This window comes from Christiangramia sp. OXR-203 (assembly GCF_034372165.1).
Taxonomy (GTDB): Bacteria; Bacteroidota; Bacteroidia; order Flavobacteriales; family Flavobacteriaceae; genus Christiangramia.
Window position 1 is genome coordinate 1921068 of the sequence record NZ_CP139698.1, and the last position, 19579, is coordinate 1940646.

Consider the following 19579-nt stretch of genomic DNA (forward strand, 5'->3'; position numbering starts at 1 on the left):
CGTTTAACGGGAATTTAATGAAAAACTTTGCCGATAAAGATTAAGCATATACTTTTACATAAATAACAATATTGAACATTCATCAATAAATGTCGAAAAAATACTGGCTGCTTTTCATTATTATCATCAATTGCAGCATTTTATCCTCACAAAATTCAGAAAACAGAAAGAATTACAAAGCAACTCGTATACAGGAAGCTCCTAAAATCGATGGATTGGCTTCGGAAGATGTATGGAAAAAAGCTTCTATAGCTAAAAACTTTGTAATGGTAGAACCTGGAGATGGTACTCCTATTCCGGAATCTCACGCTACCGAAGTTAAGATTCTGTATGATGACCTTGCCATCTACATTGCTGCAACCATGATGGAAAGTGATCCTGATAAAACGATCAGGCAATTTACTCAGCGAGATAATCTTCAGCAATCTGAATATTTTTTGATGGACATCAATACTTACGATGACGGTGAAAACCAGACCCGGTTTATCGTAACTTCCGCCGGAACACAAGCAGATGCTCGCATCACTGGATCTCAGGAAGATTATGGTTACAATGTGGTATGGGAGTCGGCAGTTTCACAGGATGAAAATGGTTGGTATCTGGAGATGAAGATCCCCTATTCCGCATTGAGATTTCCGGAAACTGAAAAACAACGATGGGGCTTACAATTTTCTCGCGAGATCACGCATAGAAATGAGACCTATGTCTGGAACTATATAAATAAGTCGGTAGGACAAATGGCACAATATACAGGCTTGCTTACTGGTATTAATAATATTGATCCACCTGTTCGCCTGAGTTTATACCCTTATATACAATCCGCATTTGAGACTTTTGACGGTAATGATGATTTTAGTTTCAACGCCGGGATGGATCTTAAATATGGAATTAATGACTCTTTTACATTAGACCTGACCTTAGTGCCAGACTTTGGCCAAACTGCTTATGATGAAGTAGAATTGAATCTAGGGCCTTTTGAACAGATCTTTGGTGAGAACCGTGCTTTCTTTACTGAAGGAACCGAGCTATTTAACAAAGGGAGCTTATTTTATTCAAGAAGAGTTGGGAGTACTCCCATTGGTTTTAACGCTGCTCAAACCAACAGACTTGATAGCGAGGAAATTATTGAAAATCCCAGTAGAACAGATCTTATTAATGCGCTGAAGGTTTCCGGAAGGACAGACCGCGGTTTAGGTATTGGAGTTTTTAATGCAATTACCAGCGAAGCAAAAGCAGTTTATCGTGACACTGTAACTGGCAAAACAAGATCCAAGATCACTGAGCCTCTTGCAAATTATAATATTGTAGTTCTGGATCAAAGGTTTAATAAAAACTCTTCTATAACGCTGATTAATACGAATGTTACACGTGACGGTAACTTTAGAGATGGTAATGTAACTGGCTTTCTATTTGACGTATATAATAAAACCAACAGTTTTAATGTGGAGGGACAGGCGAAAATGAGTAATGTCAACCTTCCTGGCCAGAATCTTACTGGTTTTGCCTCCTATTTCGCAGCACGTCGTACGAAAGGAAATTTCAGGTATAGAGTTGCTCATGAGTTCGCGAACGAGACTTTCGACATTAACGACCTTGGCATCAACTTTACGAACAATTATAATAATATCTTCTGGGGAACTTCCTACCAGATCTTTGAACCACAGGGTAATTTTAATAATTTTCAAATTAGTCTATACGGCCAGCACCGTAGAAGATATAAACCAGATAAGACGATCAACACTGGGATGGGCGGAGATTTCTTTGCGATGACCCGCGAACGTTTTGCGTTTGGAGGATCTCTGGATTTCAACTCAAAGTTTAGAGATTATTTTGAAACCAGGGCTGTTGATACGTATGTAACCTACAAACCTTTTGCAAGTTCAAGATTTTTTATATCCTCAGATTACCGGAAGAAATTTGCAATTGACTCCAGGATCTATGTAGAAGAATATTTTGATACAGATTATGCTTATTATGGTTTAAACATTGAACCAAGATTCAGGTTTAGTGACCGGTTCAATATGGTCTATGAGTTTGATTACGGATTACAAAAAGAGCGACCTAGTTTCGTTAACAAAGTAAATGACAATATTATCTTCGGAATAAGGAATCAGAAAACCGTGGAAAATTCAATTAGAGCTAATTATAATTTTAATACAAAACAGGGATTGAGTTTGAGCGCAAGACAATTCTGGTCCACGGCTAGTTTTGGTGACAACTCATATCTTAATTTGATTGAAGATGGTGAACTCGAGGCTACAAATTATGACACCAGTAACTTTAGAGATCCAGACGCTAATTTCAACATCTGGAATCTGGATCTAAGCTACCGCTGGCAATTTGCTCCCGGTAGTGAAGCCGTACTACTGTATAGAAATTCGATCTTTAACGAAGATAAGTTGAGTGAACTCAATTATTCAGATAGCCTGGATAATTTATTTTCAAAGCCTGCAAGGCACAATTTAAGTCTTAGAGTCGTTTATTTTATAGATTACAATAACCTCCGAAACATATTCCGCAGTTAGCTTGGGGAATGCTTGCAATTTGGCTAATTTCGGAATGTCTATTTCGCATTCATGATAATCGCAAAGAACATACATAAATATTACGGGGATCTGCACGTATTGAAGTCGGTAGACCTGCATATCAAGAAGAAAGAAATCGTTTCGATCGTTGGAGCTTCAGGTGCGGGAAAAACGACTTTATTACAAATTCTGGGTACTCTGGACAAACCAGGAAAGGATAAAAATTCAGAACTGCTCATCAACGGAACTGATATCTACGGACTCAAGTCCAGAGAACTTTCTAAATTTCGAAATAAGCATATAGGATTTATTTTTCAGTTTCACCAGTTGCTTCCAGAGTTTACAGCATTGGAAAATATCTGTATTCCGGCGTTTATCCATAAAACTCCGAAAAAGGAAGCTGAAGCTCGCGCTATGGAATTACTTCAATTTCTTGGTCTAAAAAACAGGGCTTCTCATAAGCCTGGAGAACTTAGTGGTGGAGAACAACAGAGAATAGCGGTAGCCAGAAGTCTTATTAATAATCCTGCCGTGATCTTTGCAGATGAACCTTCAGGAAACCTGGATTCTGAATCGGCTGAGAACCTTCACCAATTATTTTTCAGACTCAGGGATGAATTTGATCAAACTTTTGTGATCGTTACGCATAATGAGGAACTGGCAAACATGGCCGACAGAAAACTTACGATGGTAGACGGAAAGATTGCTCCTGAAATAAAAACCAGTATTTGAAGAAAGCAGATTTAAAGGAATTTCTTGATTTCAAAACGGCTCAGTATAACACAACTGCATTTATTGCTGAAGATCCGGTTAGCATTCCGCATCTATTTCAGAAGAAGGAAGATATTGAAATTTCGGGTTTCCTGGCAGCGACTATCGCCTGGGGAAACCGCAAAAGCATTTTGAAAAATGCCAACCAGATGATGGCGTTAATGGATCATTCTCCGCATGATTTTATTTTGAATCATTCAGATAAAGACCTTGATAGATTTGAAGGTTTTGTTCATCGTACTTTTAATGCGAATGATCTTAAGTATTTTTTAAAAGCACTTAGGAATATTTATCTACATCACGGCGGACTTGAGGATATTTTTGTTAAATATCAGACTGAAACCCATCTTCAGAATGCAATTCATGAATTAAAAAAGATCTTTTTTGAACTAGCTCACCAGGTAAGAACAGAAAAACACGTGAGTGATCCACTCAAAAATTCAGCAGCAAAAAGGATTAATATGTATTTACGCTGGATGATCAGGAAAGATAACCATGGAGTGGATTTTGGAATATGGGAAACGATTTCTGCCGCTAAACTAAGCTGTCCTTTAGACGTTCATTCTGGTAACATTGCAAGGAAACTCGGAATTTTGCATAGGAAAGCGAACGATGCTAAGGCAGTAAAAGAGCTCGATTGGGAATTGAGAAAAATGGATCCTTTAGATCCCGTTAAATATGATTTTGCACTCTTTGGTTTGGGTGTTTACGAAAAAGATCAGTTTTAGTATTTTTAACATCAGTATTTTTATCTTTATTTGAACACTAAAAAAAGGTTGCTTATATGATAACTCCGGAAAAGCCCGTTAATGAACTTCAAAGACTTGAGTCTCTACGAGAACTTAATATTATGGATACTCTTCCGGAAGAGGCATATGATAATATTACCAGGCTGGCCAGTTATATTTGTAAAACTCCCATCGCGGTTGTAAATATGATCGATGCCGACCGCAATTTTTTTAAATCCAGTTATGGAACAGATCTGAAAGGCTCAGCACGAGATGTTTCATTCTGTGGTCATACAATTACAGATCCTGAAAATCTATTGGAAGTTCCCGATGCGACGAAAGATAATCGCTTTTTTGATAATCCCTTCGTTACTGCAGATACGCCTATTAATTACTACGCAGGTATCTCTCTACTGGATACTAAGGGTTACCCTATGGGGACGCTTTGTGTTTATGATTCCAAAGAACATCATTTGGATGAAGAACAAAAAATGGCATTAAAATCACTTGGAAAGCAGGTCGAACTTTTGCTAGAGACACGTAGAGCCAATAGTGTATTGGAAAAGATGAAAGAAGAGCTTGATGAAAGCTATAAAGTGTTGCAACAATTTGCGAGTACTGTATCCCATGATCTTAAGATGCCTCTTGCAAACATGATCATTACTGCAGATGTGCTAAAAGCCAAATATGCTGTAAAATTAGGCGAAGAAGGAGCAAAATATATATCATATCTAAAAGATTCCGGGCTTACTCTAAGTGAATACATTAATGGTTTGCTAGACCATTATTCCAATGAACACCAAGGTGACAGTAGTATAAAAGAATTCTTTTTGAACGATATGCTGGAAGACATCATAGATCTTCTCCAAATCGCAGACAACTGTGAGATCAATCTACCAGATAATAATTTATTAATAGATGGAAATGCCTCAGCTATCGGGCAGATTTTTATGAATTTAATTAATAATAGTCTTAAGTACAATGATCGCGAAAAAATAGTGATAGACATTGATTGTACTGAAAATGAGCACTTCTTCAATTTCAAAATCAGTGATAATGGGATAGGTATCGCCCAGGAACAGCAGTCTAAGATCTTTGATCTTTTTACTACGGTTGCGAAACAGGATCGAAGAGGTAAGAAAGGTCATGGAATTGGACTTTCCACAGTTAAAAAGTTGGTAAACAGTCTTGGAGGTACTATTACGCTTAATTCTGAAGAGAATAGAGGTACTGTATTCGAGTTCAGTGTATTAAGACATAATATCCCGGTTTAAGTTTTTATTCTGAAAAAGTTATTTAAATTTAAATAACTTTAAATCAAGAATATAAGGGGAAATGCAGAAAAATTCAGGCACTTTTAATGAGAAATTAAGGCGGGCCGCGTTAAAGGAATATAAAATTGTGAACACTGGACCAGATGAAGATTATGATAATCTTACTTTCCTGGCTACAGTTGCCTGCGAGGTATCCGTCGCTAAAATTAATATTGTCGATCGGGATCGTATCTGGAACAAATCTGTTCATGGCGCTGAAATAACTGAAATCGATCGAGAAAATTCTTTTTGTGATCTTACGATCAAAAGTAAAACTCCTATTCTCTGTCTCAAACGCTCTGAAGATCCCGAAATTTTTGAGTCAGCTACAGGAATGTATGCTACTGAGTATAGTTTTTACGCTGGTGTCCCATTATATAATCCCGATGGTCACGCCATAGCGGTATTCTGTATTTTTGATACTTTCGAAAAAGAGCTTAGTTCCATGCAGGAAAAAGCTTTGCTAGCCTTGTCAAAACAGGCTTTAAAGTTATTTGAATCCAGAAAGCAGAAACAGAAACTTTTTACTGTTCAGAACAAACTGGAAGAAAAATATAGGGAATTAGAAAAATTCGCGAGTCTTGTTTCTCACGATCTAAAGTCTCCCCTTGCAAATATCATTTCCCTAAGTGAATTACTTAAAGACGAGAATAAGGAGAAATTTGATGAAGAGACGAACCAATACCTGCAGTTTCTGGTCGAAGCCTCGTATTCTCTACGGAATTATATTGATGGTATTTTAAGTTTTTATCGCAGTGACCATGTCATTAAAAAAGAAGCTTCAAATATAAACTTAGGCAAGCTCTTAAAGCCTATCGTAGATCTTTATACGGTTTCCAACAATATTGAGATCAGCTATCCTGAAGATATTGAGTTGACTGCGGTGAACAAAGCAGCACTCACTCAGGTGTTTATGAACTTAATCAGTAATGCACTTAAATATAATGATAAGGATATAAGAAAAGTCAGGATCGAATTTACTGCGGAAGAAGAATTTTACTTCTTTGAAGTTATAGACAATGGAAAGGGAATTCCTGCGGAAAGATTTGATAAGATCTTTGAGTTATTTGCAACACTGGATACCGCCGACCGTGATGGTAACGTAGGAAGTGGAATTGGGCTCGCCACCGTAAAAAAACTGGTTGAATCCATGCATGGGAAAGTAAGTATTTCTTCTACTGAAGGTGAGGGAAGTAATTTTAAATTTAGCGTTCCCAGGCACTAAAACTTCTGAGTGTTTAGCTATATTTGAGAAACAGCCTCGTTTCTATGCAATTTGAACATCCGGAATTACTGTATGCATTGTTTTTGCTCATAATTCCTATTCTGGTTCATCTTTTCAAACTACGCAGATTTCAGAAAGAAGACTTCACCAACGTAAAATTTTTGAAACGTGTCGTGCAGCAAACACGCCAAAGCTCTCAACTCAAGAAATTTTTGGTTCTTTTCTCAAGATTGTCTCTGCTAGGTTTTCTAATACTTGCGTTTGCCAAACCCTATTTTCCCGCAAAATCTGAAACTTCAACTAAAGATTTGATCATTTACCTCGACAATTCTTACAGTTTGCAATTAAAGAAACAAGGTGACGAACTCCTGGAAATAGCCAGAAACGAACTTCTTGAAAATATCGATGCCACATTTGAATATAGCCTGATCACCAATGATGCTGTACATTCTCAAAAGTCTGGTGATGAATTAAGAGAGATACTTCAGCAAATTAAATATTCCTCCAGACAACTGGATCTAAAAAGTGTTCTGCTGAAATCCCTGCAGCTGCGTAAAATTGATTCTTCAAATCTGGTTCTTATTTCTGATTTCCAGGAAAGTTTTCTCGGTCAAACTGAATTAGATATTTCTGATTATAATATTTCAAGCATAAAACTAACCCCTGAAAGTACCCAGAATTTACAGATCGATTCTCTTTATTTACTAAATTCAAATGCAGGAATTCTTGAGTTCGAAGTTCTATTATCTGGAAGTTCACTAAAGGAGGGAATAATTATTTCCTTGTATGATGGTGATCAACTTTTGAGCAGGAAAACAATTGATGCCGACATTACCAATGCAAAAACCATTTTTTCAATACCATCACAAAGCATATCTAACGGAAGAGTTGTTATAGATGATGAGGGGCTGGAATATGATGATATCGTCTACTTCAGTATTTCTGAACAAACCCCAATCAATGTTCTGGCTATTTCTGAAGGTGATTCAAATTTTCTACAAAGATTATATACAAAACCTGAATTTAATCTAAAAATAAGCCAACCGAATGGAGTTGAATACAACGATATCCAGCAAGCCAGTTTGATCATTTTAAATGAAGTGAGTAGGTTAAGTGATGCAAACCTTAATAATATACGACAGCGTTCAATCAAAGGGTCCAGTGTTCTATTTATTCCAAATTCAAAAAACAGAAATGAGTTAATTCGGTTTTCAGAAAAATTTCAATTGGGATTTAAACCTGAATGGATCGAGGGCGATAAACTCATTACTACTATTAACTTTGACCATCCGCTGTTAGAAAATGTATTCCAGAAGAGGATTCAAAATTTCGAGTATCCCCGTGTTGCGGGATATTTCAGTAACATCTCCGGTAACAGCATCCTTGATTTCCAGAGTAATGATCCTTTTCTCCTATCCAAATCCAATATCTATATTTTTACGGCACCATTAAACGAGCAAATATCAAATTTTCAGAATTCGCCACTAATCGTACCTGTTTTATATCAGATAGGACTGCAGAGCCTCCCTCCTGCTCAACTTTATTATCAGACTTCAAAAGTTGAAGAAATATCTATACCGGCAAGAACCGAAGAGGATCATGTGCTTCATCTCACCCGGGATAAACTGGATTTTATACCGCAACAGCAGAGATTTGCAGACCGGGTTTCCATCAAAGTTGGTGCAGAAGAATTGAATGCCGGAAATTATAGGATTGAGAGCCGGGATAAGACATTCGCAAACTTGAGTTTCAACGCACCAAGAAACGAAAGTGAGCTCGAATACTTAGATCCAGAGATATTTTCATTCCAGAATCATGAATCTATAGCAGAATATTTTTCCGAAGTAAAAGCAGGAAACGAAAGCAGCTCGCTTTGGAAATGGTTTATTATTTTTGCGTTCATATTTCTGGCAATAGAAATGCTATTATTAAAACTTCTGAAATGAAATTACTTCTAAAAGCGGTTACAATTATTGATGAATCTTCGCCTCTAAACGGGCAAACGACCGACATTTATATCGAGAATGGAGTAATTACTGAAATTGAGAAGGATATACTAAAGGAGGATGTAAAACATGTAGAGATCGAAGGTTTGCATGTATCCAGAGGATGGTTTGATAGTAGTGTTTGCTTTGGAGAACCCGGTTATGAAGAAAGGGAAACCATAGAAAACGGACTTGAAGTTGCTGGAAGCTCAGGATTCACAGGCGTTGCTCTAAATCCTTATACCAATCCTGTACTTGACCATAGCGGTTCCATATCTGCGGTAAAATCTAAAAGTTCGGGACATCCAGTAAATCTTTATCCTATTGGTGCACTTACCATTAAAAGTGAAGGTGTAGATCTGGCTGAATTGCTGGATATGCAACAGGCCGGTGCAATTAGCTTTGGAGATTATAAATCACCCTTAAAAAATCCCAATCTTCTTAAAATCGCCTTGCAGTATGCACATGATTTTGACGCTTTAATCCAAAGTTATCCGCAGGAAAATCGAATTGCGACCAATGGTATGGTGAACGAGCATGTGAATAGTACTGCCCTGGGCCTTAAAGGAATCCCCAATCTAGCTGAAGAACTGCAAATCACTCGCGATCTTTACATTCTCGAATATACCGGTGGAAAACTACATATTCCCACAATTTCAACGGCAAAGTCGGTTACACTTATAAGAGAAGCGAAGAAGAAAGGCCTTGACGTATCCTGCAGCGTGGCGATTCATAATCTGCTTCTTACAGACAAAATGCTGGCAAGCTTCGATGCTAATGCAAAGGTTTTACCTCCATTACGCACCCAAATAGACAATGAGGCACTGATACAGGGATTAAAAGACGGCACTATAGATATGGTTACTACAGACCACAATCCAATAGATGTGGAAAATAAAAAAGTAGAATTTGATAATGCATTGTATGGAAGTATTGGTCTTGAATCGGCCTTTGGCGCCCTGCAAACAATATTTACTACTGAAGAAACCATTAAGTTTCTAACTTCGGGATTAGACCGTTTTAAGCTGGAAACAACGCCATTCGAAGAAGGTAGTCCTGCCAATCTTAGCCTATTCCTGCCAGATGTAAACTATACCTTTGCAAAGAACGATATTCTATCTACTTCTAAAAACAGCATCTTTCTGGATAGTCAATTAAAGGGAAAAGCTGTTGGAGTAGTGAACAATGCGGGATTAATTTTAAGATCATAATTATGAATACCGAAGGTAACGCAAAGAGCAGTGCCATTATCTCTTATATCACCATTGTAGGAACCATCATTGCCTATTTCATGAATATGGAAGAGAAGAGTGAATTTGCTAGTTTTCATATAAGGCAGGCATTTGGTATCAATATCACCTTTTACCTCATTGGAGCTTTAATGGGGTTGTTTGACCAGGTGTTTATCATAGGAGCCTTCTACCTTTTTTTCATAGTGCTTTGGGGCTACGGAATTATTACAGCAATACAGGGTCAAACCAAGGAAGTGCCTATTCTTGGTGCCTTATTTCAGAAATTTTTAAGTACAGTTAAGTAATGCAAGAAAATTTTGTTCTAGATCATATTATAAGAAAACCTAAAGTAAGCGTTGAAAATGCGCCTGCACTTATTCTTTTACATGGCTACGGAAGCGATGAAAACGATCTGTTTTCTTTCGCTGATGAAATGCCAGAAGAATTATTTATCATTTCAGCTAAAGCGCCTTATCCAATGCAACCATATGGTAATGCTTGGTATGCTATTCACTTTGATAATGAAAACGGAAAGTTTAGTGATGATATACAGGCTATTAAGTCAAGAGATACGATCACTACTTTTATTGATCAGGTGATCGAGAACTACCCTGTAGATGCGTCGAAGATCAATTTATTAGGTTTTAGCCAGGGAAGTATTCTAAGTTATGCTGTGGCATTAACCTATCCGGAAAAAGTCGATAATGTAATTGCTCTTAGCGGTTATATTAATAAAGAAATATTTGGGCAGGATTACCTTAAGAATGATCTTAGTCAGCTATCTTTTTACTGCTCACATGGATCTGCAGATCAGGTGATTCCGGTAGACTGGGCTCGCAGAACAAAACCATTCTTGGAAAATCTTGGCGTAGATTTTACTTATTCTGAATTTCCTGTCGGACATGGGGTTGCTCCTCAGAATTTCTTTGAACTAAAGGAATGGCTTAAGAAAAAACTCTAATATTTAGGATAAAGGAATGACTTCTCAGTATTGAAAACCGGAGTACCGTCCTCCTGAATAGTGTAGGTTAAGAAGACTTCACCCCAGTAAGATCCATCGGTAAAGTCGGCAATGATCCATTTGTGGTTAAGCACTTTTATCTTGTTGATCCTCATAGAACCTTCCATACCGGCATGTGGAACCAGAGGATTATCATTTGAAGCACTATTCTGCGAAATGATCGCATCCTCGATTCTCGTAATAAGGCCTTTGGTCTCTACTCCATTATTCTGAAAGTAAGTGATCGCATCTTCATTATCCTCCAGATTGAAGTAATCTTCTGAAGTTGCTACAGACAATTGATCCTGATTGAGTTCTACTTCAGATAGCTTATTCTCGAGCTGCTCGATCTTTTCCTGTTTTGAATCCAGAATTCTTTTATCATTTACATAGATGAATATGCAGAATAATAAAGCGAAAATGAATAGATACATTAGAATTTTGCTGCGCATGCTAAATTTCAATTTTTAAGTTATCATATGCAAGATGGACATTTTCAGGTAGCTCCTCCTCTACTTCTGCGTGAAATCCAAGCATATGACTAATATGTGTAAAATATGTTCTTTCCGGCTTCACCATTTTTACAAATTCAAGCGCTTCTTCCAGATTAAAATGTGAATGATGTGGTTCTCTTCTTAAAGCGCTTACTACCAGAACTTTTAAATTTTTCAGTTTCGCGATCTCTTCTTCGGTAATTGTCTTTATATCTGTGAGATAGGCAAAGTCACCCATTCTGTATCCAAAGACCTGTAATTTATTGTGCTTAAAATCTACAGGCAGAACATTCAAGCCCTCGAATTGAAACTCCTCATTACGCACTACGTTTTCAATAACTGCGGGAGCTCCAGGATATCGATCTTCCGAGGTAAAAATATAATCGAATTTTCTCCTTAGGGAATTCAAAACTCTTTCATGAGCAAAAATAGGAATGTCACCCTGCCGAAAGAAGTATGGTCTTATATCATCCAGACCGGCAGTATGGTCATTGTGTTCATGTGTATAAAAAATAGCATCCAGTTTTTTTACATTATTGGCGAGCATCTGCTGTCTGAAATCCGGCCCACAGTCAATCAATATATTCTTTCCTTTCCAGTTTACCAGTACAGAGACCCGAAGCCTTTTATCACGAGGATCATCGCTGTAGCAAACCGGGTGATCTACACCAATTATAGGTATGCCTTGTGATGTTCCAGTACCTAAGAATGTAACTTCCAAATGCTGTTATTTTTGACACAAAAGTAAATATATTTTTTTGTATGCCTACCGCTTTTAGTACTTTTGAAGTACGCAATTAACAATGCTTACCTAAACAATAAAATATGCCAATTACCATAATGGGCGATAAGGAATTTGAAAATGTTCCTTCTATTAATAGTAAGGCCCTGCGTATCAATCTTAACGAAAATATCTACGGAACTTTTTCTGAAATTGGTGCCGGGCAGGAAACAGTGCGAAACTTCTTTCGAGCTGGAGGTGCATCTGGAACCATCGCAAAGGCAATGAGTGCCTACGATAAGGATTTTAGTGACGCAATTTACGGAGTTGAAGATGACAGGCGATATGTTACTGAAGCAAGGCTGAAGAAAATGTTATCTCACGAAACCCATCTTATCGAAGAGCGTATTTCTCGTGAAAAGCATCCAAACAAATTATTCTTTACTTACGCCAATACTGTAGCTACCATAGATTTCGCGAAGAAATACAAAGGTCATGGTTGGGTAGGAATTAGATATCAGGTAGATCCTAAAGAAGAATATAATGAAATCCTATTACACGTAAGATTTCATGAAAATGATGCCCGCCACCAGCAAAACACTTTAGGAATACTAGGTGTCAACCTTATTTACGGCGCTTATTACAAGTACGACAATCCTAAAAAATTACTACGTTACCTATATGATCATATAGACAAGGATCAAATCGAGATCGACACGATCAATTTCTCAGGTCCTCGTTTCGAGAATGTTGATAACAGGCTAATGAGCTTACAGCTAGTTAAGAATGGAATGACCGATGCAGTAATGTTCGGTCCTGACGGTAACAATGTTCTTCCAGCAAAAATACTTTATAAAAAGAATATCCTGGCCCTGCGTGGTAGCTTTAGACCTGTTACTAAAGTAAATATGGATATGTATGAGAGATCAAAAGAATTGTTCTTTAACGAGAGTAAAGTTTCTGAAGAAAATACTGAGATCATCTTTGAGATCACGCTGTCCAACTTAAGGGCTGAAGGTGAAATAGACGAACGTGACTTTATGGACAGAGCTGAGCTCTTATGTTCTCTAGGTCAAACAGTTATGATTTCTAACTTCCAGGAATACTTTAAGGTAGTCGAATACTTCTCCAGATACTCCAAACAACGTATGGGTCTTACTATGGGTGTTCAGAATCTGGTTGATGTATTTGATGAAAAATACTATAGACATCTTAGCGGAGGTATTCTTGAGGCCTTCGGAAAATTATTCTTTAAAGATCTGAAGGTTTATTTATATCCACTGAAAGATGAAGAAACTGGTGAGCTTACTACCAGCGAAAATCTAAAAGTACACCCAAGAATGAAAGAATTATTTAAGTTCTTTAAATACAATGGACGTGTTGAGGATATCAAGAATTACAATCCAGAAACGCTGAATGTTTATTCCCGGGAAGTTCTGAAAATGATAAGCGAAGGAAAAAGTGGCTGGGAAGATATGCTGCCTGAAAAAACTACAAAAATGATCAAGGAGCAGAACCTGTTTCATTATAAGGAGCATAAAGAACAGGCGAAGTCAGAGGTCTAAACTTGATAATAATATAAAACATAAAAAAGCTGTTCTAACGAACAGCTATTTTTTATGCTTTGCTTTCCGAAGAAAAAACCCTTAGGCGATTCTGGTGATCTTCGCTCCAATCGCTTTTAATCTTTCTTCAATATTTTCGTAACCTCTGTCAATTTGCTCGATATTATGTATCGTTGAAGTTCCTTTTGCTGAAAGTGCAGCAATCAATAAGGAGATTCCAGCTCTAATATCTGGAGAGGTCATAGTAGTAGCTTTTAACTGAGATTGAAAGTCATGGCCAATTACTGTAGCTCTATGTGGATCACAAAGTATGATCTTGGCTCCCATGTCAATAAGTTTATCTACAAAGAACAACCTGCTTTCAAACATCTTCTGATGTATCAAAACACTCCCCCTTGCTTGAGTAGCAATTACAAGTATAATACTTAAAAGATCTGGTGTAAATCCTGGCCATGGAGCATCACTGATATTCATGATCGATCCATCAATAAAGCTTTGCACCTCATAACCTTCAGAATGTGCAGGTATAAAAATATCGTCACCTTTTCTTTCAACCGTAATCCCCAGTTTCCTGAAAGTAGTAGGGATGATACCCAACATATCCCAGTTTACATTCTTTATGGTGATCTCACTTTTGGTCATAGCGGCAAGGCCAATCCATGATCCAATTTCGATCATATCTGGAAGAATTGTATGATCACAACCTCCTAGCTTCTCTACACCGTCTATAATAAGCATGTTAGAACCAATTCCACTAATGTTGGCACCCATGCGGTTCATCATTAGGCACAACTGCTGTAAATACGGTTCGCAGGCTGCATTATAAATAGTCGTTTTTCCTTTAGCTAGTACTGCAGCCATCACTATATTAGCAGTTCCGGTTACTGAAGCTTCTTCCAGTAACATATAACTTCCAGTTAGACCCTCAGGAGCTTCAACTCCGTAAAAACGTTCTTCTTTGTTATATCTGAAATCTGCACCAAGTTTCATAAAACCTTCGAAGTGAGTATCTAGCCTGCGTCGACCAATTTTGTCACCACCCGGTTTCGGAATAAAGCCTTTCCCAAATCTTCCAAGCATAGGTCCAACGATCATGATAGAACCCCTAAGTCCTCCTCCATCGATCTTAAACTGTTCACTATTAAGATAATCCATGTCCAGATCATCACTCTGAAAGGAGTAACTTCCTTTACCCAGCTTTTCGATTTTAACGCCTAGATTTTTTAGTAAGTTGATAAGTTTGTTAACGTCCAGGATATCTGGAATGTTATTGATAACCACTTTCTCATCGGTTAGCAATACTGCACATAAAATTTGCAGCGCTTCGTTTTTTGCTCCCTGAGGTTGTATTTCCCCGCTCAAACGATGACCGCCTTCTATTTGAAATGTTCCCATTAAAGAAAATATTAGTGGCGTTTGCGACCAGGCTTGCGGCCGCCGGAATGCTTTTTGTTTTTTGAGTATTTCTTCTTGTTCGATCCGCTTCCACGAATAAGCTCTGAAGCCTGGGTTAGATCCTCATCTGCATTTTTTAGATTGATCTTTCCACCACTCAATTCTTTTAAATGATTAATGATGACTTCATCGTCTACAGAATCACGATTCCAGTTCAGGTAAGATTTTTTCATATGATTGGCGATAGTCATCACCAGGGCATCTTTAAAATCACCTTCTTCCTTATCCTTTGCCGCATCGATCATGCGCTTGATATTGTTTCCGTAGAACCTGTACTTAGGATTATTCTCAGGATAGTCAAGCATTTCAGGACGCTCTGTAAGCATTTCCCTCGTCGGCTTTGGAAAAGGAGACTCAACATCTAGCTTAAAATCACTTATTATAAATAACTGATCCCATAATTTATGCTGAAAATCTGGCACATCACGAAGATGCGGATTCATATTACCCATTACAGCAATAATTGAATTAGCAACTTTGTTACGTTCTTTATCATCTTCGATTTCTACAGCATGTTCGACCATTTTCTGCAAATGTCTGCCATATTCAGGAATGATCAGTTTACTCCTTTCAGAGTTATATTCTAAAGCGTTTGTCAAAATTGAGATTTAATTAGGTAATTTAATAGAAGTTTTCTCCTGCGTGCAAAATACTAAATATTCAGTAAGAATGACAAGAAAATAGCGCAATTGTGCGATCATTAAAGAGAAATAACCCTTTCAACTTTATCAGCGACCTCCTTATATTTAGCAATCACATGATCAGGATCTTTCATCCTAACGTTAATAGAAACACTGGTATACGTACCTTTTTTAGATTGTTTGGTATTGATCACAGCTCCCATGTTATCAAATATATCTTCAACCTGTGTTACCTTCTCCCCTTTTGTGGGAACAATAAATTTGTAAAGATATTCTGCAGGCCACATTGCCGTATCCTGAAGCTGTTTTTTAAGTTTTGCGTAAAATTCCTCCGGATTTGTCGAATCACTCATAGTTTTCTCCTTCTTTTATGACAAAGATACAAGGAAAGACAACATTTTTATAATCAAATTCATTTACCGAAATTTGCCGGGTGAAAACTATGAAAATTGTTATTACCGGTGGACCCGGTACTGGAAAGTCTTCCATCATACACGAACTGGAAGCCAAAGGAGAAAACTGTATCCATGAGATCTCCAGGCAGGTAACCCTTGAAGCAAAAAGAGATGGTATCGATCAGCTCTTCCTGGAGCAGCCCTTACTATTCAGTGAAAAATTACTTGAAGGGAGATTAAATCAGTTTAAGGAAGCTTCTAATTCCTCAGCGAATCGCATCTTTCTTGATCGTGGATTGCCCGATGTGGTTGCCTATATGGATTATTTTGACACTGTTTATCCTGAGATATTCAGTGCGACCTGTGAGGAGCATGCCTATGATAAAGTTTTTATCTTACCACCATGGAAGGAGATCTACAAAAGCGATAATGAGCGTTACGAAACCTATGAAGAAGCTGTACGAATTTCAGAACATTTGTATGACACTTACAGGCGCTTTGGCTATAGTCCTATTGAAATTCCTAAAGCAAGTGTGGCAGAAAGAACTAAATTTATACTGAACCAACTATAAATCTTTTGCAAACGGAAGCTTTAAAAATTCTAAAAAAATATTGGGGCTTCCAGAAATTCCGGCCTTCACAGCTGGAAGTGATCGAGGCTATCCTCGATGGTCAGGATACGCTGACCTTATTTCCTACCGGCGGTGGGAAGTCTATCTGCTTCCAGGTACCAGCGATGATAAAAGAAGGAATTTGCGTGGTGGTATCACCGCTAATTTCTTTAATGGAAGATCAGGTACAGGCTCTTCAAAAAAGGAATATCAAAGCGATGGCCATCACCGGCGGAATCAGCTATGCCGATCTGGATAGAAATCTTGACAATTGCATCTTCGGAAATTTCAAATTTCTATACCTCTCTCCGGAAAGGCTTCAGCAGGATATAGTCAAGGAACGACTGAAACAAATGAACGTAAACCTGATCGCTGTAGATGAAGCGCATTGTATTTCTCAATGGGGACATGATTTCAGGCCAGCTTACCGTAATATTTCAGAAGTTAGGGAAATTATACCTGAAGTACCTGTTGCAGCATTTACGGCTACGGCAACGAAAATGGTAGTGGAAGATATCTGCGAACAGCTTCAGTTAAAGAACAGGGCGGTATTTAAGAAATCATTTGAAAGAAGTAACCTGTATTACGAGGTTGTCAAAACTGAAGATAAATATTTCCGGTTAACGAGATTATTAGGAAATGATTCTGCCATTGTTTATGTAAGAAGCCGGAATGCCACAAGGGAGATCACCGACTTTCTAAATAAGAATGGGATTACGGCCGCTGCATATCACGGCGGAATGAAAAAGGAGGATAAAACTGCAAAGTTTAGATCCTGGATGAACAACGATACCAGTGTAATGGTTGCTACGACTGCATTCGGAATGGGTATAGACAAACCAGATGTTCGCACCGTTGTGCATATTGATCTACCTGAAAGTCTGGAAAGTTATTTCCAGGAAGCAGGAAGAGCCGGTAGAGATGGAAAGATTTCTAAAGCCGTTATACTGACGAATGCTGGCGACATTCCAGTACTAAAGAATCAATTTATAAATAATCTGGCTTCTGTTGATGATGTGAAATTTATTTATAGAAAATTGAACGCTTATTTCAGCATAGCATATGGAGAAGGTGAAAATCAGGTATATGATTTTAATTTTGCCAGCTTCTGCAATCAATATCATTTAATTTCAGGTAAGACTTATAACGCCTTACAATTATTAGATCGTTGCAGTGTCCTTAGACTGTCTCAACAGTTTCAGAAGAAAACTGAAATAATGATAAAATTGAGCGGGGATCAACTGGAAATTTATCTTGATGACAATCCAAAATATGCACACCTCTTAAGAACCCTATTAAGAAACTATGGTGGTGTATTTGATAACCTGGTGAACTTTAATATGTCATCTGTAGCCGAGAAAGCAGATCTTCAGGAAAATGAATGTTTGAGCCTTTTTGAAGACTTACAGCAACAGGACATCATAGAGTTTTCGATTGCCAAACATGACGCCTCCATTACCTTTCTGGTTCCCAGGGAAGACGAATCTACTATAAATCCTGTTTCTGGATTCATTACTAAATACAATAAAACAAAAAGAGAAAAGATATCGGCTGTGCTCGATTTCGTCCAGAATGACCAGGTTTGTAAACAGATACAGTTGCTTAAGTATTTTGGAGAAACTAAGCCTGAGAAATGTGGTCGTTGCTCTGTTTGCAATGCTGAAACTGATGTTTTAAGTCGAGATGAAATGAATGAAATATTTCTGGCGCTGCAAAAACTATTAAAATCAAGGGCATTGGACACTAAAGAAATATCTTCTCTATTAAACTATAAAGAATCCTCTATTCTGAAGGTAATTCGATTACTGGTGGAGCGAGGCATTCTAGAAAAAACGATAACTAACAAGTACAAAATAACAATAAATGACTGATCTCAGAATAGTATTTATGGGCACTCCGGAATTTGCAGTGAAAAGCCTTGAAGCAATTCTTGAAGCCGGCTATAATGTTGTAGGAGTGATTACTGCTCCAGATAGACCAGCTGGTAGAGGAAGAAAGTTAAGAGAAAGTGCCGTAAAGACTTTTGCGGTTTCTAAAGGACTTAATGTTCTTCAACCTACTAATCTAAAATCTGAAGAATTTCAACAAGAGTTGAAGCAAATCGATCCTAATGTGCAGGTAGTCGTAGCATTTAGAATGCTGCCTGAATCTGTATGGAACTACCCTGAGTTTGGCACTTTCAATTTACATGCGAGCTTACTGCCTCAGTATCGCGGAGCTGCTCCAATTAACTGGGCGATAATGAATGGTGAAAAAGAAACTGGAATATCCACTTTCTTTCTGGATGAAAAAATTGACACCGGCGCCATGATCATGCAGGAATCTGTTGTTATAGGTGAACATGAAAACCTGGAGACCATACACGATAGATTGATGAACAAAGGGTCAGGACTGGTTGTAGAGACACTAAAGGCAATCTCTGAAGGGACGACTAAGCCAGTTGCCCAGAAAGATTCCGGAACGCTTAGAGAAGCTCCAAAATTGAATCGCGAGAATACCAAGATCAATTGGGATAAACCTTTAAATGAAATATACAATCATATACGCGGACTCAATCCCTACCCTTCTGCCTGGTGTTATTTAGATAATGGTGATGCGCAGGAACAGACTGTAAAAATTTACGATGTGATTAGCCACAATGAAGAACATGATCACTTCTACGGAAATGTTCTTATAAAAGAAAAGCAATTGTTGGTTGCGGCAAAGGGTGGATTCATTGAAATTAAACAGATTCAATTACCGGGAAAACGTAAAATGGAAACTCATTCACTTTTGAATGGCTTCAAATTTTCAGAAAAAGCAAAAATGCGCTAAACCCTTATTAATGCTGATTTGGTTGGATTTTAATAAAAAACAATTATCTTTATTAACAAATCAACCGAGTTATCAACAAATATGGGCTTTTCCCTTGTCATTAC

The 19579-nt window shown here is 37.7% G+C and carries 18 protein-coding genes; 13 read left to right on the forward strand and 5 right to left on the reverse strand.

The window, feature by feature from the left end:
• The first annotated feature begins 89 nt into the window (after positions 1-89).
• From T8I65_RS08770 to T8I65_RS08810, 9 genes are all read left to right on the forward strand, one after another.
• Positions 90-2525 (forward strand): DUF5916 domain-containing protein, encoded by a 2436-nt coding sequence (locus tag T8I65_RS08770; protein WP_322300335.1) that lies wholly within the window; start codon positions 90-92, stop codon positions 2523-2525.
• A 51-nt stretch (positions 2526-2576) separates the two neighbouring features.
• Positions 2577-3257, forward strand: coding sequence for an ABC transporter ATP-binding protein (locus T8I65_RS08775; protein ID WP_322300336.1), 681 nt, complete (start codon positions 2577-2579; stop codon positions 3255-3257).
• Positions 3254-4024 carry a TIGR02757 family protein gene (locus T8I65_RS08780; RefSeq protein ID WP_322300337.1) on the forward strand — a complete coding sequence of 257 codons (771 nt, stop codon included), beginning with the start codon at positions 3254-3256 and terminating at the stop codon, positions 4022-4024. The genes T8I65_RS08775 and T8I65_RS08780 overlap by 4 nt, the downstream gene beginning before the upstream one ends.
• A gap of 56 nt (positions 4025-4080) precedes the next feature.
• Entirely contained in the window at positions 4081-5298 is a 1218-nt protein-coding gene (locus tag T8I65_RS08785) for a GAF domain-containing sensor histidine kinase (protein ID WP_322300338.1), read from the forward strand.
• Between the two features lie 61 nt (positions 5299-5359).
• Positions 5360-6562 carry a HAMP domain-containing sensor histidine kinase gene (locus T8I65_RS08790; RefSeq protein ID WP_322300339.1) on the forward strand — a complete coding sequence of 401 codons (1203 nt, stop codon included), beginning with the start codon at positions 5360-5362 and terminating at the stop codon, positions 6560-6562.
• Positions 6563-6606: 44 nt separating this feature from the next.
• On the forward strand, positions 6607-8508 hold the full coding sequence (locus tag T8I65_RS08795; RefSeq protein WP_322300340.1) for a BatA domain-containing protein: 1902 nt from the start codon (positions 6607-6609) through the stop codon (positions 8506-8508).
• On the forward strand, positions 8505-9758 hold the full coding sequence (locus T8I65_RS08800; RefSeq protein ID WP_322300341.1) for a dihydroorotase: 1254 nt from the start codon (positions 8505-8507) through the stop codon (positions 9756-9758). Before T8I65_RS08795 ends, T8I65_RS08800 begins: the two co-directional genes overlap by 4 nt.
• 2 nt (positions 9759-9760) lie before the next feature.
• A complete protein-coding gene (locus tag T8I65_RS08805; RefSeq protein ID WP_322300342.1) occupies positions 9761-10084 on the forward strand; it encodes a hypothetical protein in 324 nt (107 codons plus the stop codon).
• The gene (locus tag T8I65_RS08810) at positions 10084-10740 is read left to right on the forward strand and encodes an alpha/beta hydrolase (RefSeq protein WP_322300343.1); all 657 of its coding nucleotides are present in this window, start codon (positions 10084-10086) and stop codon (positions 10738-10740) included. Before T8I65_RS08805 ends, T8I65_RS08810 begins: the two co-directional genes overlap by 1 nt.
• Here T8I65_RS08810 and T8I65_RS08815 read toward each other — a convergent pair.
• On the reverse strand, positions 10737-11231 hold the full coding sequence (locus T8I65_RS08815) for a hypothetical protein (RefSeq protein WP_322300344.1): 495 nt from the start codon (positions 11229-11231) through the stop codon (positions 10737-10739). The two genes, T8I65_RS08810 and T8I65_RS08815, sit on opposite strands and share 4 nt — an antisense overlap.
• 1 nt (position 11232) lies before the next feature.
• The gene (locus T8I65_RS08820) at positions 11233-11994 is read right to left on the reverse strand and encodes an MBL fold metallo-hydrolase (RefSeq protein ID WP_322300345.1); all 762 of its coding nucleotides are present in this window, start codon (positions 11992-11994) and stop codon (positions 11233-11235) included.
• Between the two features lie 104 nt (positions 11995-12098).
• Here T8I65_RS08820 and T8I65_RS08825 point away from each other — a divergent pair, with 104 nt between their 5' ends.
• Positions 12099-13559 (forward strand): TonB-dependent receptor, encoded by a 1461-nt coding sequence (locus T8I65_RS08825; protein WP_322300346.1) that lies wholly within the window; start codon positions 12099-12101, stop codon positions 13557-13559.
• A gap of 81 nt (positions 13560-13640) precedes the next feature.
• On the opposite strand, the gene murA is transcribed toward T8I65_RS08825, so the two are convergent.
• The 3 genes from murA to T8I65_RS08840 form a co-directional block, all read right to left on the reverse strand.
• Entirely contained in the window at positions 13641-14954 is a 1314-nt protein-coding gene (gene murA, locus T8I65_RS08830) for a UDP-N-acetylglucosamine 1-carboxyvinyltransferase (RefSeq protein ID WP_322300347.1), read from the reverse strand.
• An 11-nt stretch (positions 14955-14965) separates the two neighbouring features.
• Positions 14966-15613, reverse strand: a complete 648-nt coding sequence (locus T8I65_RS08835) for a DUF4290 domain-containing protein (RefSeq protein WP_322300348.1) — start codon at positions 15611-15613, stop codon at positions 14966-14968.
• 101 nt (positions 15614-15714) lie between these two features.
• Positions 15715-16008 (reverse strand): DUF493 family protein, encoded by a 294-nt coding sequence (locus T8I65_RS08840; RefSeq protein ID WP_322300349.1) that lies wholly within the window; start codon positions 16006-16008, stop codon positions 15715-15717.
• An 80-nt stretch (positions 16009-16088) separates the two neighbouring features.
• Between T8I65_RS08840 and T8I65_RS08845 the strand changes: the two genes are divergently transcribed.
• Genes T8I65_RS08845 through fmt form a run of 3 tightly spaced genes read left to right on the forward strand, consistent with a single transcriptional unit; the run spans position 16089 to position 19475 of the window.
• Positions 16089-16622: an ATP-binding protein gene (locus T8I65_RS08845; RefSeq protein WP_322300350.1), complete on the forward strand. Its 534-nt coding sequence runs from the start codon at positions 16089-16091 to the stop codon at positions 16620-16622.
• Positions 16623-16627: 5 nt separating this feature from the next.
• Complete coding sequence (locus T8I65_RS08850; protein WP_322300351.1) at positions 16628-18532, forward strand: RecQ family ATP-dependent DNA helicase; 1905 nt, start codon at positions 16628-16630, stop codon at positions 18530-18532.
• Entirely contained in the window at positions 18525-19475 is a 951-nt protein-coding gene (fmt, locus tag T8I65_RS08855; RefSeq protein WP_322300352.1) for a methionyl-tRNA formyltransferase, read from the forward strand. Before T8I65_RS08850 ends, fmt begins: the two co-directional genes overlap by 8 nt.
• Positions 19476-19579 lie beyond the last annotated feature (104 nt).